General features: G+C 70.8%; 31 protein-coding genes and 2 pseudogenes. 26 read left to right on the plus strand and 7 right to left on the minus strand.

Features of this window, described 5'->3' with window-relative positions; translation table 11 throughout:
- The first annotated feature begins 315 nt into the window (after window positions 1-315).
- From Prum_RS48395 to Prum_RS53440, 4 genes and pseudogenes are all read left to right on the plus strand, one after another.
- Entirely contained in the window at window positions 316-813 is a 498-nt protein-coding gene (locus Prum_RS48395; RefSeq protein WP_173086613.1) for an NADPH-dependent FMN reductase, read from the plus strand.
- Complete coding sequence (locus tag Prum_RS48400; protein ID WP_246278859.1) at window positions 800-1,330, plus strand: flavin reductase family protein; 531 nt, start codon at window positions 800-802, stop codon at window positions 1,328-1,330. The genes Prum_RS48395 and Prum_RS48400 overlap by 14 nt, the downstream gene beginning before the upstream one ends.
- Window positions 1,327-1,907 (plus strand): annotated as a pseudogene (locus Prum_RS50555) (amidase family protein); the annotation flags it as partial. The gene Prum_RS48400 and the pseudogene Prum_RS50555, both read left to right, overlap by 4 nt.
- A gap of 237 nt (window positions 1,908-2,144) precedes the next feature.
- Window positions 2,145-2,504, plus strand: coding sequence for an amidase family protein (locus Prum_RS53440; RefSeq protein ID WP_246278869.1), 360 nt, complete (start codon window positions 2,145-2,147; stop codon window positions 2,502-2,504).
- A gap of 112 nt (window positions 2,505-2,616) precedes the next feature.
- On the opposite strand, the gene Prum_RS48410 is transcribed toward Prum_RS53440, so the two are convergent.
- Window positions 2,617-3,090, minus strand: a complete 474-nt coding sequence (locus Prum_RS48410; RefSeq protein WP_173086615.1) for an AMP-binding enzyme — start codon at window positions 3,088-3,090, stop codon at window positions 2,617-2,619.
- Window positions 3,091-3,270: 180 nt separating this feature from the next.
- Between Prum_RS48410 and Prum_RS48415 the strand changes: the two genes are divergently transcribed.
- The 13 genes and pseudogenes from Prum_RS48415 to Prum_RS55685 all read left to right on the plus strand — a co-directional run bounded on the left by Prum_RS48415 (window position 3,271) and on the right by Prum_RS55685 (window position 12,265).
- On the plus strand, window positions 3,271-3,618 hold the full coding sequence (locus Prum_RS48415) for an ArsR/SmtB family transcription factor (RefSeq protein WP_173086617.1): 348 nt from the start codon (window positions 3,271-3,273) through the stop codon (window positions 3,616-3,618).
- 34 nt (window positions 3,619-3,652) lie between these two features.
- On the plus strand, window positions 3,653-4,129 hold the full coding sequence (locus tag Prum_RS48420; RefSeq protein WP_173086619.1) for an NADH-quinone oxidoreductase subunit B family protein: 477 nt from the start codon (window positions 3,653-3,655) through the stop codon (window positions 4,127-4,129).
- Window positions 4,126-4,716, plus strand: coding sequence for a hypothetical protein (locus tag Prum_RS50560; protein ID WP_218578008.1), 591 nt, complete (start codon window positions 4,126-4,128; stop codon window positions 4,714-4,716). The genes Prum_RS48420 and Prum_RS50560 overlap by 4 nt, the downstream gene beginning before the upstream one ends.
- Window positions 4,674-6,143, plus strand: coding sequence for a proton-conducting transporter transmembrane domain-containing protein (locus tag Prum_RS48425; RefSeq protein ID WP_218578009.1), 1,470 nt, complete (start codon window positions 4,674-4,676; stop codon window positions 6,141-6,143). The genes Prum_RS50560 and Prum_RS48425 overlap by 43 nt, the downstream gene beginning before the upstream one ends.
- On the plus strand, window positions 6,140-7,081 hold the full coding sequence (locus Prum_RS48430; RefSeq protein ID WP_218578010.1) for a respiratory chain complex I subunit 1 family protein: 942 nt from the start codon (window positions 6,140-6,142) through the stop codon (window positions 7,079-7,081). The genes Prum_RS48425 and Prum_RS48430 overlap by 4 nt, the downstream gene beginning before the upstream one ends.
- 14 nt (window positions 7,082-7,095) lie before the next feature.
- The gene (locus Prum_RS54325) at window positions 7,096-7,227 is read left to right on the plus strand and encodes a hypothetical protein (protein WP_281369177.1); all 132 of its coding nucleotides are present in this window, start codon (window positions 7,096-7,098) and stop codon (window positions 7,225-7,227) included.
- Window positions 7,228-7,280: 53 nt separating this feature from the next.
- Window positions 7,281-7,754, plus strand: a complete 474-nt coding sequence (locus Prum_RS48435) for a hypothetical protein (protein ID WP_218578011.1) — start codon at window positions 7,281-7,283, stop codon at window positions 7,752-7,754.
- Between the two features lie 349 nt (window positions 7,755-8,103).
- A pseudogene (locus Prum_RS53445) lies at window positions 8,104-9,242 on the plus strand (proton-conducting transporter transmembrane domain-containing protein).
- Entirely contained in the window at window positions 9,239-9,541 is a 303-nt protein-coding gene (locus Prum_RS50570) for a hypothetical protein (RefSeq protein ID WP_218578013.1), read from the plus strand. Before Prum_RS53445 ends, Prum_RS50570 begins: the two are co-directional and overlap by 4 nt.
- Complete coding sequence (locus Prum_RS50575; protein WP_218578014.1) at window positions 9,511-10,416, plus strand: hydrogenase large subunit; 906 nt, start codon at window positions 9,511-9,513, stop codon at window positions 10,414-10,416. The genes Prum_RS50570 and Prum_RS50575 overlap by 31 nt, the downstream gene beginning before the upstream one ends.
- Before the next feature lie 314 nt (window positions 10,417-10,730).
- Window positions 10,731-11,063 carry a hypothetical protein gene (locus Prum_RS48450; RefSeq protein WP_173086621.1) on the plus strand — a complete coding sequence of 111 codons (333 nt, stop codon included), beginning with the start codon at window positions 10,731-10,733 and terminating at the stop codon, window positions 11,061-11,063.
- Window positions 11,064-11,356: 293 nt separating this feature from the next.
- Complete coding sequence (locus Prum_RS48455; protein WP_173086624.1) at window positions 11,357-11,722, plus strand: ArsR/SmtB family transcription factor; 366 nt, start codon at window positions 11,357-11,359, stop codon at window positions 11,720-11,722.
- A gap of 120 nt (window positions 11,723-11,842) precedes the next feature.
- A complete protein-coding gene (locus Prum_RS55685) occupies window positions 11,843-12,265 on the plus strand; it encodes a DUF2795 domain-containing protein (protein WP_173086626.1) in 423 nt (140 codons plus the stop codon).
- Window positions 12,266-12,515: 250 nt separating this feature from the next.
- Here the strand turns inward: Prum_RS55685 and Prum_RS50580 are convergent, their stop codons facing one another.
- From Prum_RS50580 to Prum_RS48475, 4 genes are all read right to left on the minus strand, one after another.
- Window positions 12,516-12,776, minus strand: a complete 261-nt coding sequence (locus tag Prum_RS50580) for a PolC-type DNA polymerase III domain-containing protein (protein ID WP_218578015.1) — start codon at window positions 12,774-12,776, stop codon at window positions 12,516-12,518.
- Window positions 12,776-12,985, minus strand: a complete 210-nt coding sequence (locus Prum_RS50585) for a hypothetical protein (RefSeq protein ID WP_218578016.1) — start codon at window positions 12,983-12,985, stop codon at window positions 12,776-12,778. Before Prum_RS50585 ends, Prum_RS50580 begins: the two co-directional genes overlap by 1 nt.
- Window positions 12,982-13,302 carry a putative nucleotidyltransferase substrate binding domain-containing protein gene (locus tag Prum_RS48470; protein ID WP_308785465.1) on the minus strand — a complete coding sequence of 107 codons (321 nt, stop codon included), beginning with the start codon at window positions 13,300-13,302 and terminating at the stop codon, window positions 12,982-12,984. The genes Prum_RS50585 and Prum_RS48470 overlap by 4 nt, the downstream gene beginning before the upstream one ends.
- Before the next feature lie 420 nt (window positions 13,303-13,722).
- Window positions 13,723-13,947, minus strand: a complete 225-nt coding sequence (locus Prum_RS48475; RefSeq protein ID WP_173086628.1) for a flavodoxin domain-containing protein — start codon at window positions 13,945-13,947, stop codon at window positions 13,723-13,725.
- Between the two features lie 191 nt (window positions 13,948-14,138).
- On the opposite strand from Prum_RS48475, the gene Prum_RS48480 reads away from it, so the two are divergent.
- The 6 genes from Prum_RS48480 (at window position 14,139) to Prum_RS48500 (ending at window position 20,035) form a co-directional block, all read left to right on the plus strand.
- Complete coding sequence (locus tag Prum_RS48480) at window positions 14,139-14,786, plus strand: hypothetical protein (RefSeq protein ID WP_173086630.1); 648 nt, start codon at window positions 14,139-14,141, stop codon at window positions 14,784-14,786.
- A 329-nt stretch (window positions 14,787-15,115) separates the two neighbouring features.
- Window positions 15,116-15,850 carry an ABC transporter ATP-binding protein gene (locus Prum_RS48485; RefSeq protein WP_218578017.1) on the plus strand — a complete coding sequence of 245 codons (735 nt, stop codon included), beginning with the start codon at window positions 15,116-15,118 and terminating at the stop codon, window positions 15,848-15,850.
- Window positions 15,851-18,796 carry an ABC transporter permease gene (locus Prum_RS48490; RefSeq protein WP_173086634.1) on the plus strand — a complete coding sequence of 982 codons (2,946 nt, stop codon included), beginning with the start codon at window positions 15,851-15,853 and terminating at the stop codon, window positions 18,794-18,796. It begins immediately after the preceding gene.
- Between the two features lie 131 nt (window positions 18,797-18,927).
- Window positions 18,928-19,059 (plus strand): hypothetical protein, encoded by a 132-nt coding sequence (locus Prum_RS54330; protein ID WP_281369178.1) that lies wholly within the window; start codon window positions 18,928-18,930, stop codon window positions 19,057-19,059.
- Window positions 19,056-19,325, plus strand: coding sequence for a hypothetical protein (locus tag Prum_RS48495; protein WP_246278860.1), 270 nt, complete (start codon window positions 19,056-19,058; stop codon window positions 19,323-19,325). Before Prum_RS54330 ends, Prum_RS48495 begins: the two co-directional genes overlap by 4 nt.
- 92 nt (window positions 19,326-19,417) lie before the next feature.
- Window positions 19,418-20,035: a DUF305 domain-containing protein gene (locus Prum_RS48500; protein ID WP_173086636.1), complete on the plus strand. Its 618-nt coding sequence runs from the start codon at window positions 19,418-19,420 to the stop codon at window positions 20,033-20,035.
- A 71-nt stretch (window positions 20,036-20,106) separates the two neighbouring features.
- On the opposite strand, the gene Prum_RS48505 is transcribed toward Prum_RS48500, so the two are convergent.
- Window positions 20,107-21,720 carry an FAD-dependent monooxygenase gene (locus tag Prum_RS48505; RefSeq protein ID WP_173086638.1) on the minus strand — a complete coding sequence of 538 codons (1,614 nt, stop codon included), beginning with the start codon at window positions 21,718-21,720 and terminating at the stop codon, window positions 20,107-20,109.
- 177 nt (window positions 21,721-21,897) lie between these two features.
- On the opposite strand from Prum_RS48505, the gene Prum_RS48510 reads away from it, so the two are divergent.
- Genes Prum_RS48510 through Prum_RS48520 form a run of 3 tightly spaced genes read left to right on the plus strand, consistent with a single transcriptional unit; the run spans window position 21,898 to window position 23,867 of the window.
- A complete protein-coding gene (locus tag Prum_RS48510; RefSeq protein ID WP_173086640.1) occupies window positions 21,898-22,938 on the plus strand; it encodes a zinc-dependent alcohol dehydrogenase family protein in 1,041 nt (346 codons plus the stop codon).
- A gap of 45 nt (window positions 22,939-22,983) precedes the next feature.
- A complete protein-coding gene (locus Prum_RS48515; RefSeq protein ID WP_173086642.1) occupies window positions 22,984-23,655 on the plus strand; it encodes a universal stress protein in 672 nt (223 codons plus the stop codon).
- Window positions 23,652-23,867, plus strand: a complete 216-nt coding sequence (locus tag Prum_RS48520; protein ID WP_218578018.1) for an SHOCT domain-containing protein — start codon at window positions 23,652-23,654, stop codon at window positions 23,865-23,867. Before Prum_RS48515 ends, Prum_RS48520 begins: the two co-directional genes overlap by 4 nt.
- Before the next feature lie 46 nt (window positions 23,868-23,913).
- Here the strand turns inward: Prum_RS48520 and Prum_RS48525 are convergent, their stop codons facing one another.
- A complete protein-coding gene (locus tag Prum_RS48525; RefSeq protein WP_173086646.1) occupies window positions 23,914-25,365 on the minus strand; it encodes a DUF2252 domain-containing protein in 1,452 nt (483 codons plus the stop codon).
- Window positions 25,366-25,804 lie beyond the last annotated feature (439 nt).

Here is a 25,804-nt window from a genome sequence, read left to right on the forward strand (position 1 = left end):
TAGTTCGCGATGAAGAACCCACCCCAACGGCCGCCATGCCACAGGCAGCACGCGGCCAGGAGTTCGCGGTAGCCCGGGGTCGAGAACAACGGCGCCCACGGCCGACTCCCGGCCGGAACAGTGGCCGTGCCAACTGCACCCTCAGCCGTCACGCGCTTGGCCGCTCCGTGCTCTTCGGCGGTGCTTCGATGGCAATGATCGATGGGGTCGAGCCACGTGAGCTCTCGCGAAATACAGCGGTTACATCGGTTGCCCGCAGGAGAAACATGGGTCGGATTGTATACAGAACGAGATCCTCTGGCGAGGGAGGAGAACATGAACGTCATCGTTGTGGTCGGCAATCCGAAGCCGGCGTCGCGGACCCGCGCCGCCGCCGAACTGGTGGCGGAGCGGCTCACGGGCTCGGCGCCGCAGGCGGTGATCGACGTAGTGGACCTCGGTGCCGGGTTGCTCGGCTGGGGCGATGCCGCAGTCGCGCAGGCCAAAAAGGCGGTCCTGGCGGCCGACGTGCTCATCGTGGCTTCCCCGACCTTCAAGGGGACCTACAGCGGCCTGCTGAAGCTCTTCCTCGATCAGTTCGGCCAAGGAGAGCTCGGCCAGATCACGACCTTCGCGCTGATGCTCGGCGCCGCTCCTCAGCATGCGCTCGCCCCGGAACTGACCCTGCGTCCGGTGCTGGTCGAGATCGGCGCGAGCTGCCCCGCGCCGAGCCTCTACCTCCTCGACAGCTCCTACGCCGAGTCCCGCGAGCTCGACGCCTGGCTCGCCGTGGCTGCCAAGCACCTGGAAAGGATCGGCGATGACCGCGACTAAGAAGATGATCGGTACGTCCGACGGCACATTCGACAGCTCGCTGCTACGGCGGGCGTTGGGCCTGTTCCCCAGCGGTGTGACCGCCTTCTGCTCGCTGGTCGACGGCGAGCCGATGGGGATGGCGGCCAGCTCCTTCACCTCAGTCTCGCTCGACCCTCCCCTGGTGTCCGTGTGCGTCGCCCACACGTCGACGACCTGGGAGCGCCTCGCCGAACAGGCCAGGTTCGGGCTAAGCGTCCTTGCCAGCGAGCACTCAAGTGTGGCCCGCATGCTTTCCACCCGCTCACAGAACAGATTCGCGGGCATCCACTGGGTGGCCAGCGAGGGTGGCGCGGTCTTCATCGAGAACGCACCACTGTGGCTCGAATGCGTCCCATACCGCGAGATCGAGGCCGGTGACCACGTGATCGTGGTGCTGCAGGTAGCTGCGCTCTCGATGAACCCCGAGACCGATCCGATCGTCTTCCACCGAAGCAATTTCCGCGCGTTCGTCCCAGCTGCCGATCTGAGCCGGTGATCACCGCCGGCGGGACGGTTCCGGGAACGTCGCCGGCCCGGCCTGAGCCCGACGCTCGGATCTGGCGGGCGGTAGGCGATCCGCTCGTCGAGCCGTCGGGATCCGGAGCCCTCGACGGTGAGACGGTCGCGGTCAAAGACCTCTTCGCGATCGCCGGCCACCCGATCGGTGCGGGCAATCCCGCCTGGCTGGCCGCAGCCGCAACTGAAAAGGCCCACGCCCATGCAGTTGCGGCGCTCCTCGACGCCGGCGCCTCGGTACGCGGAATCGCGCAAACCGACGAGTTCGCATACAGCCTGATGGGGTCAACCACCACTACGGGACTCCGCCGAACCCGCGGGCGCCCGGCCGTATCAGCGGTGGGTCGACGTCCGGGCCAGCCGCAGCGGTCGCCGCAGGGGAGGTGACGATCGGACTCGGCACCGACACCGGCGGCTCGGTACGTGTGCCGGCGGCCTTTCAGGGTCTGTGGGGGTTCCGGCCCACCCACGGCGTGATACCGACGGCTGGAGTTCTTCCGCTCGCGCCCAACTTCGACACGGTCGGACTTCTCACGCGACGGCACGAGACCCTCCGCAGGGCAGCGTCCATCCTGCTTCCGCAGGACACCGCCTCGCCAGGCGAGGCGGTCATCGCCGAGGCGCTGCTCGCCATCGCGGACGACGAGATCGGACGAGCGGTACGGGCCGCCTCGGGAATTCTCGATGTCGCCACGGAGGGAGCTTTCACGCCGGAGCCGGGGTGGCTGGCCGCATTCCAATCGGTCGTGGGCGCGGCGGCATGGAGTGCCTACGGCGACTGGCTCGGTTCCCGCATGGAGTGCCTCGGACCGGATGCCCGTGCCAGGTTCGCCCAAGCGTCGACGATCACGCCCGACGCCGCGGAGGCGGCGCGGCGCGTCATCGGTGACGCGCGCGCCCGGATCCGTTCATGGCTGGGCGAACGGATCCTGATGTTGCCGACCGTGCCTGCGGCGGCGCCACCCATCGGCGCATCGACGGACCAGCTACGGGTCCGGACGATGTCCCTGACGATCATCGCGGGAATCGGAGGGCTGCCCGCGGTGAACGTCCCGGTGACGTTATCGTCCGGGTTACCTGTCGGCATTTGCCTGGTCGGACCGGCAGGGAGCGACCTCGCATTGCTCGACGTCGCCGGAGAGGTGAGCACATGACCGCCGACCGCGCACTGCTGGCTGCCGCACATGCCGGCCCCACAGCCGGGTTGCTGCGTGACAAGGCGCCGATGGCCGCGGTGATCGCGAACGTGGAGCGGTGCCCCTGCCCCTAGTCGGCGTGGCCGAATGCCTTGATCTGTTCGGCCTCCTGCGGTGTCAGCTCGCGGGGTAGCTGGCCACGGGCGAGCTTCTCGCTTTGGACGTGGTGGCGGATGTCTTCGACGATCTCCGGGTTGGCCAGCATGGTGGTGTCTCCCACGTCGGTGAAGTTGGAGACGGCGGCGATGACCCGGCGCATGATCTTTCCGGATCGGGTTTTGGGCATGTCGGCGACGATCCACACGTTGGCTGGCCGGGCGATCTTCCCGATCTGTTGCTCGATCGTGCGTACGACCCTGTCCTCGATGAGTTTGCTGGGTGGGTGGCCGGGTTTGAGCGCGACGTACATTTCCACGGCCCGGCCGCGGAGTTCGTCGATCACGGGGATGGCGGCGGCTTCGGCGATCTCATCGACGGTGAGGGCACCCCGAGCGGGCCCGACTCCACGGGCCTCTCGCCGCCCAACGGAGGCGGCCCTGGTCATCCCGTCCAGCTCACACAATGGTGGAGCGACCTCATCGTATCGCCGACCCCACCGCGCTTACCACAATAACGAGTTGCTAAGTTTGGCAACTCATGAGGCTTGAAGGCGTGGAGCGGTCGTCGGGTGGCGACCCGGCGGTGATGGGGCACGTAGCGTGTCCCCGCAGAAGGGGGTGGCCCAGTGAGCACGCCGCTGTATCAGGCCAAGGCAGAGTTTTTCAAGACGTTGGGGCACCCGGCGCGGATCCGGGTTTTGGAGTTGTTGTCGGAGCGGGAGCACGCGGTTTCGGAGCTGCTGCCCGAGGTGGGGATCGAGTCGGCGCATCTGTCGCAGCAGCTGTCGGTGCTGCGTCGGGCGAATCTGGTGGTGACCCGCCGGGACGGTTCGGCGGTGTACTACTCGCTGGTCAGCCCGCAGGTGGCTGAGCTGCTCGCGGTCGCGCGGCGGATCCTGACCGAGGTGTTGACCAGCCAGGCCGAATTGTTGGGTGACCTGCGCGCGGCGACGGATCGGGCCGGGCCGCCGTGAGGCCGCTGCGTGGGCCAGACACGAGGAGAGGGTCTTGGGGCTGATCGGCAAGATCCGCGGTGTGGGGCGGGTTGCTGAGCCGGCACCGGCGGCGCCTGAGCGGTTGCCGGCGGGGGCCGGTTTGGGTGGGTCGGTGCAGGTGCGGCATGTGGATGCCGGGTCGTGCAACGGGTGTGAGATCGAGATCGGGCAGGCGTTTGGCCCGGTGTATGACGGCGAGCGGCACGGGGTGCGGTTGGTGGCCTCGCCGCGGCACGCGGATGTGTTGACGGTGACCGGCCCGGTGACGGTGAACATGGCCGGGCCGTTGCGTAAGACGTTTGAGGCGATGCCGCAGCCGCGGCTGGTCGTCGCGGTGGGTGACTGCGCCCGGGATTGTGGGATGTTCGCCGGCGGGCACGGGGTGCACGGCCCGGTCGGTGATGTGGTGCCGGTGGATGTGCAGGTGCCGGGGTGTCCGCCGGAGCCGGCGGCGATCGTGGCCGCCCTGCGCGGCGTGTCGGGCCGGTGAACCAGGTCGCGTCGGCGCTGGGCGCCGCGTACGCGCTCGCGGGTGCCGGTGCCCTGGCCGGGTTGGTGACGCCGGCCCGCTGGCGGTCGACGACGGCCGGTGCGGCGACAGCCGCGGTCGGGGCGGCCGGTGTAGCGGCTGGGTTGGCCGCGGTGTCCGGTACCGGCTGGCAGGCACGCCTGCCAGATCTGCTGCCGCTGGCGGGGGTGAGCCTGTCGGTGGACGCCCTCGCCGGCTGGTTCCTGCTGCTGATCGGCGCCGTCGCCGCCGTCGTCGGGATCTACACGGTCGGGTATACCGGCCGTGGCGGGCACGGCCCGGCCTCCCGGACCGCCCTGGCCGTGCTGCCGGTGTTCGTCGCGGCGATGCTGCTGGTCCCGGCCGCGGCCAATGTGTCGACGTTCCTGCTGGCGTGGGAACTGATGGCGGTCACCTCGCTGCTGCTGGTGCTCGCGGAGCATCGGCACAGCCCCGCGGTGCGCACGGCCGGGCTGTGGTACGCGGCGATGACCCAGGCCGGGTTCGTAGCGGTGCTGCTGGATTGGTGTGGCTGGCCGCGGCCTCTGGCGGGGAGTCGTTCGCGGTGATCCGCGCCGCCGCGCCGGGCCTGTCGCCGGCGGTGTCCGGCGGGGTGTTCTTGCTGTGCCTGATCGGGTTCGCGTCGAAGGCGGGGGCGGTGCCGCTGCATCCGTGGCTGCCGCGCGCGCACGCCGAGGCCCCGTCGCATGTGTCGGCGTTGATGAGCGCGGCGATGGTCAAGCTCGGCGTGTACGGCATCGTGCGGGTCGGCTTCGACCTGTTCGGCGGCGGATCGCGGTGGTGGTGGCTGCTGCTCGCCGCTATCGGCGCGGTGTCGGCGTTGTACGGGATTTTGCAGGCCGTGGTGGCCACCGATTTGAAGCGGCTGTTGGCGTTTTCCACCAGCGAGAACATCGGGCTGATCCTGCTCGGCCTGGCCGCGGCCGGGTTGTGGGCCGACGCCGGGCAACCCGGGGTGGCCGGGGTCGCGCTGGCGGCGGCATTGCTGCACGCCGTCAACCACGCCGGGTTCAAGACGCTGTTGTTCTGCGGGGCCGGGTCGGTGCTGCACGCCACGGGTACCCGCGATTTGGACGCGTTGGGTGGGCTGTCGCGGCGGATGCCGGCCACCACCGTCCTGTTCACGGTCGGCGCGTTGGGTGCGGCGGCGCTGCCGCCCGGCAACGGGTTCATCTCCGAGTGGCTGCTGTTGCAGGCGCTGCTGCACCAGGCACCGGCCGCCGGCACGGTCCTGACGATCGCCGCACCGGCCGCGGTCGCGGTCGTCGCGTTGACCGCCGGCGTCGGTGTGGCCGCCTACGTCAAGGCCCTCGGCACCGGGTTTCTGGCCCGGCCGCGCAGCACCGCCGCCGCCCGGGCGGTCGAGTCCCCGCCCAGCATGCTGGCCGGGATGGGCCTGGCCGCGGCGGCCTGCGCCGGGCTGGCTGTCGCCCCGACCGTGGCGGCCCCGGCCCTGGACCGGATCGCGGCCGAACTGAACACGGGGGCGGCGCCGCTTTCCGGCAGCGGTATGGACGTGCGGCTGGCCGGCATCACCTCCACGATCGCTCCACTGTGGATCGCGGTCGGAGTGGTCGGGCTCGCCGTCGGGTTCGCCGCCGCCGGCCGCGCCTTCGGCCGGGCCAGGCGGCGGGCGGTGGCGTGGGACTGCGGCGACGGACCACTGACGCCGCGGATGGAGTACACCGCGACGTCGTTCGCCGAGCCGTTGCAGCGGGTCTTCGACGACGTCCTGGCACCGGAGCAGGACGTCGACGTCACCCACCCGGCCGAGTCCGCCTACCTGGTGCGGGCCGTGCAGTACCGGCGGCGGCTGCCGGACCGTATCGAGGCCCGCCTCTACCGGCCACTCATCACGGCCGTCGACACGGTGGGCCGGGCCGCCCGCGCCCTCGCGTCCGGCAGCGTGCACCGCTACCTGGCCTACATGCTCACCGCGCTGGTCGCGGTCCTGGTCGCCGGAGTGATCCGGTGAGCGCCTGGGCCATGGCCGCGACACAGGCGGTCCTCGTCGCGGCGGTCGCCCCGCTGCTGATCGGGTTCATGCGCGCGGTGCGGGCGCGGCTGGAGGGCCGCGCCGGCGGCCGACTGGTCCAGCCGTGGCGGGATCTGCGCAAACTGCTGCGCAAGGAGCCGATCACCCCGGCCGACGCGGGGGTGTTCTTCACCGCCGCACCGGTGGTGCTGATGGCCACCAGCGTGCTGGTCGCCGCCGCGGCCCCGTACCTGTCCACCCGCGGCCCGCTGCCCGGGGTCGCCGACCTGATCGTCGTGGTCGGGCTGCTGCTGCTCGGCACTGTCGCCCTCGCCCTCGCCGGGTTGGACACCGGGACCGCGTTCGGTGGCATGGGCGCCAGCCGCGAGATGACCATCGCCGCCCTCGTCGAGCCCACGCTGCTGCTGTCGGTGTTCGCGCTGTCCACCCGGGTCGGGTCGACCGACCTCGGCGCCATCGTCGCCGCCGGCGCCACCGACCCCGCCTCGGTGTTCACCCCCGCCAGCGCCCTCGCCGCCGCCGCCCTCGCGATCGCCACCCTCGCCGAGGCGGGCCGGCTACCGGTGGACAACCCGGCCACCCACCTGGAGCTGACCATGGTCCACGAAGCCATGGTCCTGGAATACTCCGGCCGCGACCTGGCCCTGGTCGAGTGGGCCGCGGCGATGCGGCTGAGCATCCTGCTCGGCCTGCTGGCCAACCTGTTCATCCCCTGGGGCGTCGCCACCACCCTGCGCCCCCTCGCCATCGCCCTGGCCGCCGTGGTGTTCGTCGCCAAACTCGCCGTCCTGGGCGGGCTCCTCGCCGCCGGTGAGGTGTTCGCCGCGAAACTGCGCCTGTTCCGCATCCCGGAACTGCTCGCCGGCTCGTTCGTCCTCGGCCTGCTCGCGGTCATCACCTCCGCCGTCCTGGCCTGAATGAGAGACCGTCGATGACCGGCACCCTCAACTCCCAACTGCTCAATCTGGCGTGTGGACTGTTTCTGCTGACCGCGATCGGGGTGCTGTGGCGCCGGGAACTGTCCGCGCTGATCGCCCTGCTCACCGTCCAAGGCTGGCCCTGACCGGCATCGCCGTCCTCCTCGCGGTCGAGGATCGCAGCGGCGAGGCGGCGGCGGTGGCGGTCGGGGTGGGGCTGCTCAAGGCCGGGCTGCTGCCGTGGCTGCTGCGCCGCGTGCTGGCCCAGGTGCCCGGGGCCCGGGAGACGGCCCCGCTGGTCAACGTTTCCGCCTCGATGCTCGCCGCCGCTGTACTGGTCCTGCTCGCCTACGCCGCCGCCCGCCCCCTCGTCGACCTCGCCCCCGCCGCGACGGCGCGGGCGGCGCCGGTCGGTATCGCCGTCGTGCTGGTCGGGTTCTTCCTGGCCGCCACCCGCCGCCGCGCGATTTCCCAGATCGTCGGCGTGCTGCTGATCGACAACGGCATCGCCGCCGTCGCGTTCCTGGCCACCGGCGGCGTCCCCCTCGTCGTCGAGCTGGGCGTCTCGGCCGACCTGCTCCTCGCGGTGCTGGTGCTGCAGGTGCTCACCACCCGCCTGCACGCCGCGTTCGGCGACACCGACCTGGACGAACTACGAGAGCTGCACGACTGATGACCCCCACCCTGGCCCTGTATCTGCCGATCGCCGCCCCGCTGGCCGCGGCCGGCGTCGCCGCCCTGCTCGGCCGGCGCCCCGCCGCCTGGATGGGGTGGCCGCCGCCGCCAGCATCCTGGCCGCCGGCATCGGGCTGGGCACCGCCGTCACCGGCGGCCGGCAGGTCGCCTCCGGGCTGCTGCGCGGCGACGCGCTGACCGCGTTCATGCTCATCGTCATCGGCTCCGTCGCCACCATCGCCTGCTGGGCCGGCGTGCACCACCTCGATGATGAGGCTGCCGCCGGGGCCGGCACCCCGACGACCGCCCGCCGCTACCTCATCCTGGTCCAACTGTTCCTGGCCACCATGAGTCTGGCCGTGCTGGCCGACAACCTCGGCCTGCTCTGGGTCGCGGTCGAGGCCACCACCATCGTCACCGCGTTCCTGGTCGGCCACCGCCGCAGCCGCGCCTCCGTCGAAGCCGCATGGAAGTACGTGGTGCTGTGCTCGGTCGGCATCGGCATCGCGTTCCTGGGCACCGTCTGCGTCTACGCCACCGCGGTCGCCGCCGGCGCCCACGGCACCACCGCCCTCAACTGGACCCACCTGACCAGCCACACCGCCGGCCTCGACCCCGACCTGACCCGACTAGCCATGGGGCTGCTGCTGCTCGGGTTCGGCACCAAAGCCGGCCTCGCCCCCATGCACGCCTGGCTACCCGACGCGCACAGCCAAGCCCCCGCCCCGTCTCCGCCCTCATGTCCGGGGTGCTGCTGTCCGTGGCGTTCTACGCCATCTGGCGCTACAAGACCATCACCGACGCCGTCCTCGAAACCGGCTACACCCGCACCATCCTGCTGGTCGCCGCCCTCGCCTCCCTGGCCGTCGCCGCGCTCTTGCTGATCGCCCAACAGGACTACAAACGCATGCTCGCCTACTCCTCCATCGAACACATGGGCCTGGTCGCGTTGGGCACCGCCACCGGCAGCCGCCTGGCGATCACCGCCGTACTGCTGCACGTACTCGGCCACGGCCTGGGCAAGGCCGTCGCGTTCTGCGGCGCCGGGCAGCTGCTGCACCTGTCCGGCAGCTCCCGCATCACCGCCGTACGCGGCCTGGTCGCCCGGCACCCGGCGCTCGCTGGCGCGTTCGGCCTGGCCCTGCTCGCCCTGTTGGGAATGCCGCCGTTCAGCCTGTTCGCCTCCGAAATCGGGATCGCCCGCGCCGGCCTCACCAGCGGCACCGGTTGGGCCACCGCGGCCGCGTTCATCCTCGTGCTGGTCGCGTTCGCCGCCCTGACCCGCAACAGCGCCGGCATCCTGCTCGGCGCACCCAACCCGGCCCCGGCCACCGACCCGCCCACCCCACCAGCCGGCCACGCGTGGCAGCGATCGCCCCCTTGCCGTCGGGCTGGCCGCCGCCGCGGCCCTCGGGATCAGCCTCGGCCCGCTGCGGGAGCTGTTGGACACCGCCGCCACGACGATCGTGGGAGGCCACTGACATGACCGAACCCCACCCGGCGCCCCCACCGGCCACGGTCATCGACGTCACCACCGACAACCTCGCCGACCACGCCGCACAGCTGCTCGCCGGCGGCGCCCGACTGGCGTTGGTCGCCGCGCACCACGACCCGGACGCCATCCGGATCGTGTACCTGTTCACCGCCGGCCCACCCGACCAGCGCACCGAACTGCACCTACGCACCCGCCCCGACCAACCCACCGTGCCCAGCCTCGCCGCCCTGTCCTTCCCGCCGGCCGCTTCGAACGCGAGATGCACGACCTGTACGGCGTCCAACCCGTAGGCCATCCGCTGCCCCGACGCCTGGTCCGGCACCCGCACTGGCCGCACGGCTGGCACCCCATGCGCGCCGACGCCGGCCCCCGACCACCCCTGGCCGCCTCCGAGGCGTTCCCGTTCGTCACCGTGCAAGGCCCCGGCGTCTACGAAATCCCCGTCGGACCCGTCCACGCCGGCCTGATCGAACCCGGCCACTTCCGGTTCTCCGTCGTCGGCGAAACCATCCTCAAACTCAAAGCCCGCCTCTGGTACGTCCACAAAGGAATCGAGAAACTCTTCGAAGGCCACCCCGCCCATGATCGGGTGGCCTTGGCGGAGCGGGTCAGCGGCGACACCGCCGTCGGGCACGCCCTGGCCTACAGCCTCGCCGTCGAAGACGCCCTCGGCTGGCCGATACCAGCCGCCGCGCAACGTGCCCGCGCCGCCGTGCTGGAACTGGAACGGCTGCACAACCACGTCGCTGACATCGGGGCCATCTGCAACGACGTCGGCTACGGCATCGCCCACACCCACGCCCAACGCATCCGCGAAACCCTGCTACGCCTCAACCACGCCACCACCGGCCACCGGCTGCTCCGCGGCGCCGTCTACCCCGGCGGCGCCCACTTGCACACCATCCCCGACCCGGCCACCATTCAGGCGGTCGCCGACGACATCGCCGAAATCGTCGACATCGCCCTGAACCACACCGTGGTCCGCGACCGGCTCACCGGCACCGCCGTCCTCACCCAACAGCAGGCCGCCGACATCGGCGCCGTCGGCTACGTCGCCCGCGCCAGCGGCCTACCCACCGACGCCCGCCACACCCACCCCACACCACCCTGGACGCGCTCACCATCCCGGTCCACACCAGCGGCGACGTCCTGGCCCGCTTCCTGATCCGCGCCGACGAAATCCAAGCCTCCACAGCGATCCTCACCACCCTGCTACCCACCCTCACCCCGGCACCACCACCAGCCACCCCACCCGGCACTCGAGCGGCCGGCATCCGGGGTCGGCATCGCCGAAGGATGGCGCGGCACCATCACCCACCGCGTCGAACTACATCCCGACGGCACCATCACCCGAGTCAAGATCGTCGACCCGTCGTTCCTCAACTGGCCCGCCCTGCCCGTCGCCCTGGCCGACACGATCGTCCCCGACTTCCCACTGACGAATAAGAGCTTCAACCTGTCCTACGCCGGAAACGACCTGTGACCAGGCCGATGGAGTTGGAGCCGGCCCGCCGCGCCGCGTGGGACGCCTACCTGGTGGTGACCGTCGAGCTGTTGCCCGCCCTGGACCGTGACTCGGTGGACGCCTGGCACGTCGTGGCCGAACTGACGGGCCTGGCCGCCAGTATCCGGCTGTGGGCGCCGGGCTGGGGACCCACCGGCGCGGTACTGGCCGCCGCGATCGACACCGCGCTGCGGCTACGCCGCGACGGGCACCACAACGACCTGGCCCGACTGCTACGCGTCCTCGCACCGCGGCTGTTCCGGCTCTCCAGCGGCCGGCCCAACCCCCGCACGCGGACCGGCTACTGAACGGCCATCCGGGCGTGCAGGGCGTCGAGTTCGGTCCACAGCACGGCCGGGAGTGCCTCCACATCGAACCCGTAGCGCCGCCGCCAGGTCCACAGCAGACACATCCAGCCCTGCGGTGTCGAGCGCGTCCGGTGTCGGCACCGGGCCGATCGGCGTGGTCAGCTCGGCGACCTCGCGCACCCAGGGTCGCCTCGTTGCGGGTGGTATGGGTCACAGCTATGACGGGCGGGCTGGACGTAGCAATTGAAGAGGTCTTCAATTGCACCTATACGGAGAACCGGTGGGGAGAGTCGATGGTTCCGCTGTACCAAGCCAAAGCCGAGTTCTTCCGCACCCTCGGGCACCCGGTCCGGATCCGGGTCCTGGAAATGCTCGGTGACGGGCCGAAGCCGGTGCGGGACCTGCTCGTCGACGTCGACATCGAGGCATCCAGCCTGTCCCAGCAGCTGGCAGTGCTGCGCCGGGCCGGGATCGTCACCGCGACCCGGGACGGCAACACCGTCCTGTACGCCCTGGCCGGCCCTGACGTGGCTGACCTGATGCGCGCCGCCCGCAGCTTCCTGACCGGTCTGCTGGCCAGTCAGGCCGAACTACTCGACGCGCTGCGCGACGAGGACGAACCGGCGGCCGGCGATCCTGTGGCGGGAGCGGCGGCATGACCGGCCACGGGCCCCACCGCCCGCCCGCGGTGCCGGCACCCCACCACGCCGTGGCCGTGGGGCTCGACAGATGCAGGCTCCTACGCTCAGGACTCGCCGTTGTGGGGCGAGCACGGACCCATGCTGCTGGCCGCCTGCATTGTGCGATGGGCCTGTACCGCGGCGGCGACAGCGACGAACTGGCCGGCCTCGCCCAGGACATCAGCGACGAACCAGCACCCCCGTAGCCGCACATCCCACCGGACCCGGCGTGGCCCGCCGACTTCACTCTCTCGTTCGGCGGGCCACGCCGAACCCGAACGCCCGCCCCACCACCGCCCGACCGGGAGAAGCAGTGTCAACCATCACCCGCACCGAACTCGTCACCCACATCGAGGCCGCCTTCGCCCACGGCCCGCCACCCGCGACAACCTGCTCGCCTACGCCGTCGGCAGCCACGCCCGACCAGAGCTCATCACCGTCATCGAGAACCTGCCGGACAAGGCCTACACCGAAATCCGCGACCTTTGGTACGACCTGCCCGACGTCCCGGTCACCGCATGACATCCGCTGGCGGGAACGCCATCGCGGGCACCCCGGCCGGTCACGACACCGACGTCCTTTGAGTGAGCGGCAACCGGGGCTCCATGTGGACGTCGCCACAGGCCCTCAGCCCCGAGGACCGCGGTCGGGGGTGCGGGCCGCGCGGCGCCGTCTTGTGGTGGTCGTTCCATCGGCGTTGAGCCCATCGTTACCGGATCCGTTGCGCTTGGTCGGGAAGATCCTGGAATCATGCTTTGCGTGCCCACTTCGGCTACGGGCCGCGGTGGTGCCTCGACACCGTGTACAGGTCGCCCACGGTGAGCGGGCGTGGCCGCCGGCTTGTCGTCTGGCGTTCCATCCGGGTGGCGAGCACGAGCAGCACCTGCGCGGTGGTGAACGCGTCGCCCAGCGCGTGGTGTGGGGTGTGTACGGGCAGGCCGAGCTGGCGTGCGGCGGTCTCCAGGTCCGGCTCGCGCCCGGCGGCGGGGTCGGCGAGCCGGCTGGCGCGCAGCAGCGCGGCGGTGTCGATCATCAGCCGGCCGGGCCGGTGTCGGCCCGCTCGAGGAACGCGCGCTCGACCCAGGCCGCCTGGGCTACCGGCCCCGGCCGGACGATCGCCGCGCCGTACGCGACGATTTCGTCGCGGCGCAGGTCCAGGCCGGTGGTCTCCAGGTCCAGGACGCAGAACTCCGCCTCCCGCCAGGGCGTACGCGGGTTGGCCGTGGGCAGCGGGGCTCTCACCCGGGCAGCCGGTACAGCCAGTTGCGGTCCACCCGTGCCTGGACGAGCGCGACCGCCCGGAACGTCTCGCGCAGGTGCCGGCGGGTGAGCGTGTCCAACTCCTTCGGTGCGATGAACGTGTCCGGTGTGCTCCCGGCGCGGATCGCCTCCACCTCGTGGCGCAGCAGCAGGCCGTAGATGCTCTCGAAACCTCCGGCCAGCCTGTCGGCCTCGTCGGCGGTGAGCAGGCCGAGCGTGGCGCCGCGGTGCAGCCGCTCGATCGTGGTGCCGCTGACATCGCCGGCGGCGATGGCGATCCAGCGGGACAGCCCGACGATGGGGGCGAGGCCGCCCGCCTTGAGGTCGAGCTGACCGCGGTGTTCGCCGCCAGCACCAGACGATCGGGCGGGCCAGGCGGGCCAGCGGTTGGTCGGCTCGCCCTAGCCCGTCCCCGGCGGTGAGCCGGGGCCGCTCCGCACCGGGGCGGACGGCGCCGTACCGTAGCCGGTCGGGGCGGGCCAGGAACGTGCGCGGATCTGGGATGCGCAGGCACAGGCTCTCCTCGTGGGCCCGTACCCGTACCGGCGGCGGCAGGCCCGCCAGCAGCCACACCTGGCCGAACATGTCACCGGGCCCCAACAGATCGACCTCGAGGTGCGCGACCAGCCGCGCCAGATCCTGCGCGTCCAGCGCATCGAACGGCGGCTGCCCGCCGAGGAAGTCAGCGAACTCCTTCACCCCGGCCCACCCTCCGGCACTCAGGCCGGATCGCTGATATCGGCGGCAACGCCACGCGCCCACGCCCGCACCGGGTCCGGGTTACGGAAGTTCAGAACGACCGCGTCGTACCCGGCGAGGTCGTCCACCTCGGCCGCCGGCCGGACCGCGACCGCCAACCCAGCCACGCGCAACTCCTCAGCGATCCATTCGGCGATCTCCGCGGTGGAGCCACCCGTCGTCGCGTACGACACCAGCACCGTCATCGCGCACCTCCGACATCGAGTACACCGGCGGAGGCCAACGGCCGGGTAGGGCCGATGGTCCCCGCATGCGAGCGGTCCCGCGGTGCCGGGCCGTTGGTCCCGCTCGATGCGGGACTTGGTTCTCTGCCGGCGGGCGGCGCACCACCCGAGCATCGTTCTCATCAATCTTTGCCGCGAACGGAGTGATCCCCATGAAGCGTCGGACCCTGGACCTCGTCGTCAGCGTTGGCGGTCTCGTACTGGCTGGCCTGCTGCTGATCGCCGGACTCGTACTGACCAGCAACGCGAACTTCGCCAAGAACTACGTCACCGACCAGCTCAGCGCGCAGAACATCACCTTCAAGACGGCCGACACCCTCACCGACGAGGAGAAGGCGCAGCCGTGCGTGGTCGAGTACGCCGGGCAGAAGCTGACCACCGGCAAGCAGGCCGAGTGCTACGCGAACAACTTCATCGGCCTGCACCTGAAGTCCACAGCGGACGGCAAGACGTACGCGGAGCTGGGTGTGCCGCAGAGCCAGTTGCGGGCCCAGGTGGCCGAGGCGGAGAAGGCCGGCGCCCCCAACCTGGCCGACCTGCAGGCACAGTTGGCCGAGGTGAGCCAGCAGCGGGACACGGTGTTCAAGGGCGAGACGCTACGTGGTCTGCTGCTGACCTCGTACGGGTTCAGCGAGTTCGGCACCAAGGCGGCGCAGTTCGCCACGTTGGCCTTCCTCGCCGCAGCCGCGATGTTCATCCTGGCGCTGTTCGGGTTCACCCACGCACTGGTCACCCCGAAGACGGCCACCTTCGCCGCCCCCGAGGCGAACGAGCAGGACCGGACGCCCGTCGGCGTCTAACCGTCGACAACGGAGCCGCCCCCGCGGAGCCCCGGCGTACCGGCATCCGCCGACCCCGCTGCTGCCGATGATCACCGACCTGCTCGGCTGACCCGACCTGGGGCCGTCCGCCTCCCCGCAGAGGGGTCGGACGGCCCTCACCCGGACACCGCAGCCGGACCAGCATCGAAAGCATGAACCAGAAGGACCGAAAGGCACGGGTCACCCGCAGGCCGACGGGTTCTGGTCGGTCGTCGTGGGCATCCTGCAAGCCCTGGTGTGGCCGGTCTTCGTCATCTACCACCTGCTGAAGTTCCTCGCGGCATAGAGGGGAAACGATGGCACACCCGATGACCGCGCCCCAGCCGTTGCTGGAGGCGGTGAACGTCCGCAAGGTCTACCGCTCCGGCCAGGTCAGCGTGGTGGCCCTGCACGAACTGAGCCTGACCGTTCACGCGGGTGACCTCGTCGCCGTGATGGGCCCGTCCGGATCCGGCAAGACCACCCTGCTCAACTGCCTGTCCGGGCTCGACGACATCGACGCCGGACAGGTCATGGTGGGCGGCGCGGACCTGTTCGCCATGTCCGACGCCGACCGGACCGAGCACCGGGCCCGCTCCATGGGGTTCGTGTTCCAGTCGTACAACCTCATCCCGGTCTTCACCGCGGCGGAGAACGTCGAGTTGCCGCTGCTGCTGGTCGGCACCCCCGCCGGGCAGGCCCGCCGCCGGTCGCTGGAGATGCTGGACCGGGTCGGGTTGGCTCATCGGGCCGGTCACCGGCCGAACGAGATGTCCGGCGGCGAACAGCAGCGAGTCACCGTGGCACGGGCGCTGGTGGCGCGGCCGGCGATCGTCTGGGCCGTCGAACCGACCGGCAACCTCGACACGGCGATGGCCGGACAGATCATGGCGCTGCTGCAACGCCTCAACGCAGAAGACGGCCAGACCATCGTGCTCGTCACCCACGATCCGGCCATCGGCGCCGCGGCCGGCCGACTGGTCCGGATGCGCGACGGACGGCTGGCCGCCGACGAGGCGGTCGTACCGGTCACGGCCGGCGCCTCCGCTCCCACCTTGGGGTGAATGGCGATGTATCCGGAACTGACCGCGCCACTGGTGGTCCTCCTCGCGGCGGCCGCCGCCTTCGTGGCCTTCCTTCTGCTGTTCCGGCCGGTACTGCGCCGGCTGGCGCTGCGCCAGGTGGTACGCCGCCCCGCCGAACTGGTCCTCGTCGTACTCGGGTCCCTGCTGGGTACGGCCCTGATCGTGGCGAGCCTGACCGTCGGCGACTCCCTGGACCGCTCGGTGCGCCAGGCCGCGTACGACGTGCTCGGCCCGGTCGACGAGTACGTCCGCTCGCCGTCCGCGCCGTTCGGCGACGAGGTGGCCGCCCGGCTGGCGCCGTTGCGGGCCGACCCGGCCGTGGACGGCCTCCTGACCACGCGCGGCGATCCGGCCGCGGCGCTGCGCCAAGACGGCGGACAGCGCCTAGCGGAGCCGCGGGCGATGGCCTGGGAGCTTGACTTCGCCGCCGCCGCGCGGTTCGGCGCGCCGTACCCGTCGGGCCTTTCCGTGCCGGACCCGGGACCTGGGCGGGCGGTCGTCAACGAGCATCTCGCCGACTCCCTGGACGCGGCTGCCGGTGACACCGTCCGGTTCTACGTGTACGGCCGGCCGCTCGACGTCACGGTCGCCGCGGTCGTGCCAGCGCACGGGATCGCCGGGATGGGACAGGGCGCGACGATCAACCGCAACGCGTTCTTCACACCCGGCACCCTGACCGGTCTGGCCCGGGCCGCCGGCCAGCAGGCGACAACGACCACGTTCGTGTCCAACCGCGGCGACGTCGAGAGCGGCGTCGCGCTGACCGACGAGGTCTCCGCGCGGGTGCGCGACCTGCTCGGCCCGCTGGCCAGCCGCGGCGCGGGACTGCAGACGCCGAAACGGGAGGTGCTCGACGCCGCCGAGCAGACCGGCAACGCGCTGGGGGCGTTGTTCCTGTTCGTCGCCAGCTTCAGCATCATCGCCGGCGTCCTGCTGATCGTGAACATCTTCGTCATGCTCACCGAGGAGCGGAAGGGCCAGATCGGCATCCTGCGGGCCATCGGCATGCGCCGGCGGCGGGTCTCCAGCGAACTGGTCATCGAGGGGGCGCTCTACACCACGGCGGCGGTGCTGCTCGGCGGCGTCATCGGGGTCGCGCTGGGCCGCGCCGTCGTCGTGCTCGCGCTCGGCATCCTCAACGGCTTCAACGGCAGCGGGAACCAGCTGTCGGTCGTCTTCACGGTCACCCCGACCAGCATCGTCAACGGCATGGCGGCGGGGTTCCTCATCGCCCTCGTCGCGGTGGCGCTCACCAGCGTGCGCATCGCCCGTACCAACATCATCGCCGCCATCCGCGATCTGGACGCGTCTCCGCGGCGGCGGACCCGGCGGCGGCTCACCGCCCTGTCCGCCGCGGGGACCGCGGTCCTGGCCGTCGCGTCGGTCCCCGCGGTCGCCGCCGCGGCCGGCGCCGCGACCTACCTGCTGCCGGCGCTGGCCGCCGTGGCCGCCATCCCACTGCTGCGCCGGTTCTGGGCACCTAAGACCGCGTATACGGTCGTGGGGTTCGCCGTCCTCGGCTGGGGCCTGACCGCCCACATCGCCCGGCCGCACGTCTTCGACGACGCCGCCGCGTCCACCGCGACGTACATCGTCATGGGGTGCATGCTCACGTTCGGTGCGGTCCTCCTGGTCAGCCAGCACCAGGCGCTGCTGCTGCTCCCGCTGCGCCGGTTGATGCGCAGCCCGTCGGAGACCGGCCTGGCCACCCGGCTGGCGATCGCCTACCCCACCGCGAAGCGGTTCCGGACCGGGGCGACGCTGGCCATGTACTGCATCGTCGTGTTCGTCATCGTGCTGATGACGCAGATCTCGGCGATCATCAACGCCGGTGTCGACGACGCCGTGGCCGAGGCGTCCGCGGGCTGGACCCTGCGTGCCGACTACAACCCGTCCGCCGCGTGGCAGGACCCGGAGCGTGCGGTGAGCAGCGGAGAATACGCCGGCGTCGTGGCCGAGACAGTGACGTTGGTGACGGCGCCCGCGCTCGGCGACGACCCGCTCGGGCGCGGCGAGGACCTCCCGGTCCTCGCGGTGGGCATGCCGGACCGCCTCGCGGCGTCGGCACCGGCCCTGCAGGAGCGGCTGCCGGCCGCGCCGGACGACGTCGCCGCGTGGCGTCTGGCCGCCAGCGACCCGTCGTACGTGATCATCGATGCCTTCTACGGCGCCACCGGTGGCCCGCCAGGGGAGCCGGTGCGCCCGGGCGCCGCGATCACGGTCACTGACCCGCAGACCGGCCAGCAGGTGGCACGCACGGTCGCGGGCGTGATGAGCAACGGCATCGCGTTCTACGGCATGGACGGCGGCGGGTTCCGCTACCCGGTGCTGATGAGCCAGGCCGCCATCGGCGACCAGTTCGGCGCCGTGGCGCGGCCGTCGAGCCTGCTGCTGCGGCTAGATCCGGGCAGCGACCCCGGCCAGGTCGCCGCGCGGCTCCAGGGGCAGTTCCTGACCAACGGGCTGGTGGTCACCGACCTGGCCCAATCGGTGCGCGACAACTTCGCCGCCAACCAGCAGTTCTTCACACTCATGCGGGGCTACCTGGGATTGGGGCTCTTCGTCGGTGTGGCCGGCCTCGGCGTCGTCATGGTGCGGGCGGTGCGGGAGCGCCGGCGGACCATCGCGGTCCTGCGGGCGCTGGGCTTCAAGGCGCGTACGGTGCGCCGCTCCATCATGGGGGAGAGCACGTTCGTCGCCCTGGAAGGCGTCATCATCGGCACGGTGCTGGGGGTGCTGACCACCTGGCTGCTGTACCAGAACAGCCCGATGTTCGGCTCGCTCGACGTCCCATTCCCGATCGCCTGGGGGCAGATCGCCCTGACCGTCGGCGCCACGCTCGTCGCCTCGCTGCTCGCGACCGTCGGGCCGGCTCGCCGGGCGGCCCGGATCCGGCCGGCCGTCGCCCTGCGGATCGCCGACTGACGATGAGGTGGCAGGTGTGATCGACATGCTGGAGCGCCAAGGGCGGCTGCCTAACCTGATCCGGGTTATACCCCTGCCCCGTATCGGGTAACGTGGGGGCGGCTTGTCGGGGACGAGAGGTGGTGGATCGCATGGCGGGGCAGCGCGCCGCCCTGCGGCTACTACTGGTCGTCCTGGTCACGCTCGGGGTCGCCGGCATGCACACCCTCGGCCACCCCATGACAGTGGGCATGGCGGCGCCGTGCCGGCGGCGCAGCACATGACCCAGCCGACGTCGGTGGTGATGGACGTCGCCGATGAGGGTGTTGTTCGCGGCTTGGACCTGAGCCTCGATCCGTCCGGCGTGTGCCTGGCCATCCTGGTCGTGTTCTCGGTGGCCGCGTTGCTGGCCGCGTTGCTGTTGCGCGGGGGCCGGCGACCCTCCTCGAACCGTCGCCGCCGCCGGCTCGTCGGGCCCGCTGGACGCGGGCCGCCACCACCGGTGCCGGTGGGGCTTTACCTGGCCAACCTGTCAGTGCTGCGCATATAGACCGCCCAGCCCGGTCGACCGTGTGGTCGTCACCAGGCGCTTCGTCGTGTCCATTCATCCGCGCAGACATCGATCAGAAAGGCCAACACTTCATGACACGCGTCAACACGCGTCGCTTCCTGCTGCCCGCAGCCGCCGCGCTCGCCACCGTCATCCTCGCCGCAGGCTGCGGCGACGGTGGGAACGAGGCCGGCGATTTGAACCACGGCGGTACGGCCTCGCCCACCGGGGCGGCCAGCTCGAATGCCACCTTCAACGACGTCGACGTGCGGTTCGCCCAGATGATGATCCCGCACCACGAGCAGGCCGTACAGATGGCGACGCTCGCCCAGACCCGGGCCAGCGACCCGCAGGTCAAGCAACTGGCGGTACAGGTCAAGGCCGCTCAGGACCCGGAGATCACCACGATGACCGGCTGGCTGACCACCTGGGGCCAGTCCACGGCGGCGCACGACAGCGGCCACGACATGGCCTCGATGCCGGGCATGATGTCCGACGACGATATGGCCAAGCTCAAGGCCGCCACCGGCACCGCGTTCGACCGGATGTTCGTCGACATGATGATCGCTCACCACAAGGGTGCGATCCAGATGGCTCAGGACGAGCAGAGCAACGGAGCCCACCCGCAGGCTAAGGCTCTCGCGGCCACCATCGAGAAAACCCAGACCGCCGAGATCACCACCCTCGAAACAATCCTCGAACGCCTGTAACACGATCACCCCGTGGTCGGGGCGTCCCCGCGCGGGGACGCCCCGACCACGGGATTGCGGGATCAGGGTGGTCACCGTGCTCGACTCGATAGCCAGCGTGATAGGTACGCGTCGAGGGTGGGTTCGTCGGGTCGGCCGGCGCGGTAGCCGATGTGGCCGTCCGGGCGGATGACGAAGACCGCGGTGGCGGTGCTGGTGATACCGAGGCGGCGCAGCGCCTCGGTATTGCTCGCGGTCTGAAGACGGTGCGTGTGCAGCAGATCGGGGTAGCGGTCGGTCAGATGGTTGATGGCGTCTGGCTGGATGTCGTCGTTCTGGACCCGAAGTAGGTGCCAGCGGGGTGCGGCGGTGATCTGGTGCAGGGTGGTGTCGTTGCCGTGGTGGCGCAGCGGAGCGTCGGGTAGGCGGTCGCCGGCTTTGAGGTGGCGGCCGCGTGGGTTCGGGCCGTTGGTCGATAGTGGACTGTGGCGGTAGTTGGTGGCGAGTTGGGAGATGGCGCGGAACGCGTAGGCGCGGCCGGTGTTGGCACGGGCGGCGAGCGGCAGGATGGCCGGTACGAGCCGGGTGCGGGCCAGTTGGATGAGCGGATTGGTGGACGTGGCGACGGTGAAGGCCCGGTTGGTCAAGCGGAGCACGAGCCGGCCGATGGGTGCGCGTTCGGTCTGGTAGCTGTCCAGCAGGGCCGGGTCGGTGACGCCGCGGAGGCCGTGGGCGAGTTTCCAGGCGAGGTTGGTGGCGTCCTGGATGCCGGTGTTCATGCCTTGGGCGCCGGCGGGGCTGTGGATGTGGGCGGCGTCGCCGGCGAGGAACACGCGTCCGGTGTGGTACCGCGTAGCGGCTCGGTGGTGCAGTCGGAAGTTCGTCATCCATACCGGGTCGCGTAGCTGGACGGTGCCGCCGGTGTAGGCGTCGGCGAGCTTTTGGACCTCGTCCAGTGTGATAGTGGCGTCGGATGGTGCGGTCGCGGTGCGTGGGCGCATGGCCAGCAGTCGCCAGGTGGTGGGGCGGCCGAGGGGGAAGAACAGCAGCATCCCTTGTGTGGACAGGAAGGCGTGGGCGGCGTCGGCGTCGATGCCGTCGGCTTCGGTGTCGGCCAGGACGAAGGTTTGTGGGTATGAGCCGCCTTCGAATCCGATGCCGGCCAGCTGCCGGACGGTGCTGTGCGCGCCGTCGCAGCCGACGACGTAGCGGGCGGTGACCGCCTGCTCGTTGCTATCCGCCTGACGCAGGCGGCATTCCACGACGTCGCCGGCCTGTTCCATTGTGGTCAGTTCGGTGCGGCGTTCCACGGTGATGCCGGCGGTGTTGAGGTGTTCTTCCAGGATGCGTTCGGTTTCGGCCTGGGATAGGAACAGCAGGTATGGGTAGGCGGTGTCGTCCAGGCCGAGGTCGAACAGTGGCAGCGAGACGGTTCGCTTGCCGGTGTGCAGCCGTAGCTGGACGGCCGGGTTGCCGGCGACGACGAGGTGCTCGGTGATCCCGAGGCCGGCGAGGACTTCGAGGGTCCGCGGCTGGATCGCCAGGGCCCGGGACTCGTGGACGCGGTCGGCGGCACGGTCGATCACGCGTGGGCGTACACCGTGGGCGGCAAGCTGCGCGGCCAGCGTCAAACCGGTCGGTCCGGCGCCGACGACCAGCACGTCAACTGCTTGGTTGTCGGGTTGGCTGACGACACCGCCGTCCATGAGGCCACGGTACGTGGTGTCCGGTGCCGGAACGACCGGCTCGGCCTATTCGATCGCGCGCTGCGCCCTGGCGCGCGTCCTCTGACCTGGACCTTCGTCCTGTCTGCGGGGGCGGTTGGTCCCTTCCGGGCGGCCCGGCGCTCGGTGCAGCGTGGGGTGGAGGATTGGAGGCACACCATGAAGGCACTCGTGTACGGAGGTCCGGGCCAGAAGTCGTGGACCGAGGTGCCCGACCCGACCATCATCGACCCGCGCGACGCGATCATCCAGGTGGACACCGTGACCATCTGCGGCACCGACCTGCACATCCTGGGCGGCGACGTCCCCGAGGTCGAACCCGGCCGCATCCTCGGTCACGAGGCGGTCGGCACGGTGGTCGACATCGGCACCGGGGTCACCGGACTGAGCCGCGGCGACCGCGTCCTGGCATCCTGCATCTCCGCGTGCGGCGCATGCCGCTACTGCCGCGCGGGCAGCTACGGCCAGTGCCGCAACGGCGGCGGCTGGGTTCTCGGCCACCTGGTCGACGGGGTGCAGGCCCAGTACGCCCGGCTGCCGTTCGCCGACCTGTCCACCTACCAGCTGGCCCAGAACATCGCCGACGAGGCGGCGGTCATGCTCGCCGACATCCTGCCCACCTCGTACGAGGTCGGTGTCCTCAACGGCCAGGTCCGGCCGGGCGACACGGTGGTGGTCGTCGGCGTGGGCCCGATCGGACTGGCGGCGATCCTCACCGCGCGGCTCTACTCGCCGTCGCACATCATCGCCGTGGACAAGGCGGAGAGCCGGCTGCAGGCGGCCAAGCAGTTCGGGGCGGACGTCGCGGTCAAGCCCGACGACGACCCGCTGGAGGTCGTCCAGGCGCTCACCGGCGGTCTCGGCGCCGACGTGGTGATGGAGGCGGTCGGTACACCTGCGGCCTTCGAGCTGTGCACCACGCTGGTGCGTCCCGGCGGGCGGGTGGCGAACATCGGCGTGCACGGCAAGCCGGCGACGCTGCACTTGGAAGAACTGTGGATCAAGAATGTCACGATCACGACGGGGCTGGTCGACACCTTCTCCACGCCGGACCTGCTCAGGATGCTCGGCACGGGTCAGCTCGACGTCGGTCACATGATTACCCACAGGTTCGCGCTCGACGACTTCATGGCGGCGTACGAGGTCTTCGCCAGGCCGGCCGAGACCGGTGCGCTGAAGGTCGTGCTGTCGCGGCAGTGACGCCGGCATGACGTCCCGGGCGGGTTGGTGCTGGAGGAGGCCATCATGACCGAGTACGAGAATCGGCCGATCATGGTCGGGGTGGATGGGTCCGCCGGCAGCCTGGAGGCGGGGCGATGGGCCGCGGCCGAGGCGCGGCTGCACGCGTTCCCCGTGCGGGTCGTGTGCGTGTACTCCTGGCCGGCGCCGCAGATGCCGTTGGCGCCGCTGCCGTCCGACTGGACCGAGCAGTCGCTGCGCTCGGCGGCCGAGGAGGTCGTCGCGGCGGCGGTCGACGTCGTGCGGGCGCCGGCGCCGGACGTCGGCGTGACCGGATCCGCGATACCGGGGCTGGCCGCGAGCAAGCTCGTGGAGGCGTCCCGCGGGATGGGCATGGTCGTCGTCGGCCACCGCGGCCACGGCGGGCTCGCCGCGCAGCGGCTGGGTTCGGTGGCGTCCAAGGTCGCGGCCCACGCGCACGGGCCGGTCACCGTGGTCCGTCCGGGTACCGGCGACCGGCCCGGCCGCGAGGACACCATCCTGGTCGGGGTCGACGGTCCGCCGGCGTCGGACGCCGCCCTCGGGTACGCGTTCGAGGAGGCCGAGCGCCGCGGCGCATCCGTCCAGGCGCTGCACTCGTGGCAGGCTCCGGGCCCGCCCTGGCGCACCGGGATGGTCAGGCGCACAGAGCATTCCAGAGAGGCGGACGGACGATGTACTGGTATGACCACGGCATGAACGGCTGGGGATTCGCCATGATGACGCTCAACATGCTGCTGTTCTGGGGCGTTCTGGCCGGCGGGGGATATCTGCTCTATCGGTGGCTGCGTCGCGACGAGCCGTCGTCGGGGAGCGACTCGGCCCGCCGCCTGCTGGCCGAGCGGTACGCCCGCGGCGAGATCGACGACGAGGAGTACCGGCGGCGGCTCGAGACGCTGGCCGGCCGGTGAGGCTCACGAGCCGGTGCAGTTCGCCGTTCAGGCAGCTGCCGACGGCCTACATTCCTTTGATGGCCTCCACACGGCCGTCCTTGGCGGCGTCTTGGAATGCGGTGTAGTCGCGTTCGTTCTGGTCCGCGTACGCCTCGGCGAAGTCGGCGATCGCTTGGTCGAAGGTGTTGGAGCGGCCGAGGTAGGCGGCCAGGGCGATCCGGTCGCCGGAGCGGGCGTGTGCGCGGGCCAGGGTCCATCCGCACATGCGGGCGTAGATCGTCATACCCTTCGGGACCATCTGTTCGATCGGGACCGAGAACTTCCAGTCCCGTAGCTGGCGTACGTAGAAGTCGCGGTCGGTGCCGCTCGCGCCGAGGTTGTGGGTCCACCCGAGGAAGATGTCGCTCACGGTTTGCATCAGGCGCTGCCCGGTGACGACGCGTTCGCCTTGGTTGTGGTGCTTGCTGCGCCCGCAGTAGGCGGCCAGGACGGAGGGCTGGGCCTCTTTTGCTTGTAGGAACAGCGGTTCGGTGCCGCCGTCGGCTTCCATCAGTACTATCCAGGCGCGTTGGCCGACGCTGCCGACGCCGACGACCTTGCGGGCCACCTGCACCAGGGTGAACTGCTCGAGCAGGTGCCGGCGGTCGGCTTGCAGCGTGCGCCGGTACTTGCCCAGCACGGCCCGCAGGAGCTCGTAGATCTCCCCGGTCTGGACGTCGCTGAATACTTCCTCGATCGGGACGATCGTCGGCGGCCTGCTGATGATCCGGGCCTGTCCGTCGACTACCGTGGTGAGCTTGCTGAGCGCCTGCATGCTGTCGTGCGTGTGGGCGGCGGCCAGCATCTTCTCAATCGCTTTGAACCTTTTGGCCTTGAGCTGGGACCTGATCCCGGCGAGGGCCTCCTCGACATCCAGGTGCGAGTACCAGACCTGCATCATGGACTGCTTCGCGAACCCGCGCATCGCGGTCCGGTAGCTCTCTGCCACGGTGGTGACGATCGGACGGCGGGTCTTCGCGCCAAAACCGTTTTGTCGGCCCGCCACCGCGAAGCTCGCGGCCAGCCGCTTCACGTCCCACTCGAACGGGCCGGGCAACGTCTCGTCGAAGTCATTGATGTCGAACACCAGGCGCCGCTCCGGCGAGGCGAACGCGCCGAAGTTGGACAGGTGCGCGTCCCCGCACAACTGGACCCGCAAACCCGATACCGGCGTGACGGCCAGGTCCGCCGTCATCGGCAGGGCGGCTCCCCGGTAGTACGTGAACGGGGACACCAGCATCCGGCCGTGCCGGACCGGCACCAGCTCGGGGACGCGGGAGGCCCCCTGCTCCAACAGCAGCCCAACCGGGTCTCGTGAGCGGCCCGGGGTGAACTCGGCATGTGATGCCAGCGGGGTCAGCGCCCTGGCGTCCTTGCCGCGCGCCACCCGATCGGCGCGACTTACCAGCTCTGCCTGCGCCACCGGCCCCTGCGAGGTCGACCCCGTAGCCGCGACGCGCTCAGTCACTGTAGTCATGTCCGTACCTCCAACCACTGCAGCCACGACACCCGGCCGCTGCCACGCCCCTTCGGATAGTGGCGCAAGCAAGTCAGCCGGCGGGTTGCATCCACTGAGTCAACCACTGTGCACGGGCCAATTCGGCTGGTTTGGACTGATTCAGGCGTACCGTAATGGGAACGAACCGGACGGACGCGGTCGCCTAGCTGGCCGCCGGAATGCTCGCCGCCGTGTTCCTCATCCGGGTGTTGCTAATCGTGTGGATTGCGAGGCCGGCCGGCAGAGGGTCTGACTCCCGCACGCATCGGCTGGCTGCCGGCGTCTCCTGGCGACAGACGAGAGGGGGAACTCGATGTGGGGGAGACTGGGGCCAGGAGTGCTCGCGTCACTGGTTCTCTCGGGCCTCATCGTGTTGGTTCCGAACTCGGCGGCTGGGTTCGGGACGATCGAGGGCGGG

Source organism: Phytohabitans rumicis (assembly GCF_011764445.1).
Taxonomy (GTDB): Bacteria; Actinomycetota; Actinomycetes; order Mycobacteriales; family Micromonosporaceae; genus Phytohabitans; species Phytohabitans rumicis.

Bases quoted from the DNA above. Each gene is read 5' to 3' on its own strand.
- Prum_RS48395 (WP_173086613.1), top strand. From the start codon at position 316: ATGAACGTCATCGTTGTGGTCGGCAATCCGAAGCCGGCGTCGCGGACC.
- Prum_RS48400 (WP_246278859.1), top strand. From the start codon at position 800: ATGACCGCGACTAAGAAGATGATCGGTACGTCCGACGGCACATTCGAC.
- Prum_RS53440 (WP_246278869.1), top strand. From the start codon at position 2,145: ATGGAGTGCCTCGGACCGGATGCCCGTGCCAGGTTCGCCCAAGCGTCG.
- Prum_RS48410 (WP_173086615.1), bottom strand. From the start codon at position 3,090: ATGACCAGGGCCGCCTCCGTTGGGCGGCGAGAGGCCCGTGGAGTCGGG.
- Prum_RS54325 (WP_281369177.1), top strand. From the start codon at position 7,096: ATGACCGGCACCCTCAACTCCCAACTGCTCAATCTGGCGTGTGGACTG.
- Prum_RS50570 (WP_218578013.1), top strand. From the start codon at position 9,239: ATGACCGAACCCCACCCGGCGCCCCCACCGGCCACGGTCATCGACGTC.
- Prum_RS50575 (WP_218578014.1), top strand. From the start codon at position 9,511: ATGCACGACCTGTACGGCGTCCAACCCGTAGGCCATCCGCTGCCCCGA.
- Prum_RS48455 (WP_173086624.1), top strand. From the start codon at position 11,357: ATGGTTCCGCTGTACCAAGCCAAAGCCGAGTTCTTCCGCACCCTCGGG.
- Prum_RS55685 (WP_173086626.1), top strand. From the start codon at position 11,843: ATGCTGCTGGCCGCCTGCATTGTGCGATGGGCCTGTACCGCGGCGGCG.
- Prum_RS50580 (WP_218578015.1), bottom strand. From the start codon at position 12,776: ATGATCGACACCGCCGCGCTGCTGCGCGCCAGCCGGCTCGCCGACCCC.
- Prum_RS48475 (WP_173086628.1), bottom strand. From the start codon at position 13,947: ATGACGGTGCTGGTGTCGTACGCGACGACGGGTGGCTCCACCGCGGAG.
- Prum_RS48480 (WP_173086630.1), top strand. From the start codon at position 14,139: ATGAAGCGTCGGACCCTGGACCTCGTCGTCAGCGTTGGCGGTCTCGTA.
- Prum_RS48485 (WP_218578017.1), top strand. From the start codon at position 15,116: ATGACCGCGCCCCAGCCGTTGCTGGAGGCGGTGAACGTCCGCAAGGTC.
- Prum_RS48490 (WP_173086634.1), top strand. From the start codon at position 15,851: ATGGCGATGTATCCGGAACTGACCGCGCCACTGGTGGTCCTCCTCGCG.
- Prum_RS54330 (WP_281369178.1), top strand. From the start codon at position 18,928: ATGGCGGGGCAGCGCGCCGCCCTGCGGCTACTACTGGTCGTCCTGGTC.
- Prum_RS48495 (WP_246278860.1), top strand. From the start codon at position 19,056: ATGACCCAGCCGACGTCGGTGGTGATGGACGTCGCCGATGAGGGTGTT.
- Prum_RS48500 (WP_173086636.1), top strand. From the start codon at position 19,418: ATGACACGCGTCAACACGCGTCGCTTCCTGCTGCCCGCAGCCGCCGCG.
- Prum_RS48505 (WP_173086638.1), bottom strand. From the start codon at position 21,720: ATGGACGGCGGTGTCGTCAGCCAACCCGACAACCAAGCAGTTGACGTG.
- Prum_RS48510 (WP_173086640.1), top strand. From the start codon at position 21,898: ATGAAGGCACTCGTGTACGGAGGTCCGGGCCAGAAGTCGTGGACCGAG.
- Prum_RS48515 (WP_173086642.1), top strand. From the start codon at position 22,984: ATGACCGAGTACGAGAATCGGCCGATCATGGTCGGGGTGGATGGGTCC.
- Prum_RS48520 (WP_218578018.1), top strand. From the start codon at position 23,652: ATGAACGGCTGGGGATTCGCCATGATGACGCTCAACATGCTGCTGTTC.
- Prum_RS48525 (WP_173086646.1), bottom strand. From the start codon at position 25,365: ATGACTACAGTGACTGAGCGCGTCGCGGCTACGGGGTCGACCTCGCAG.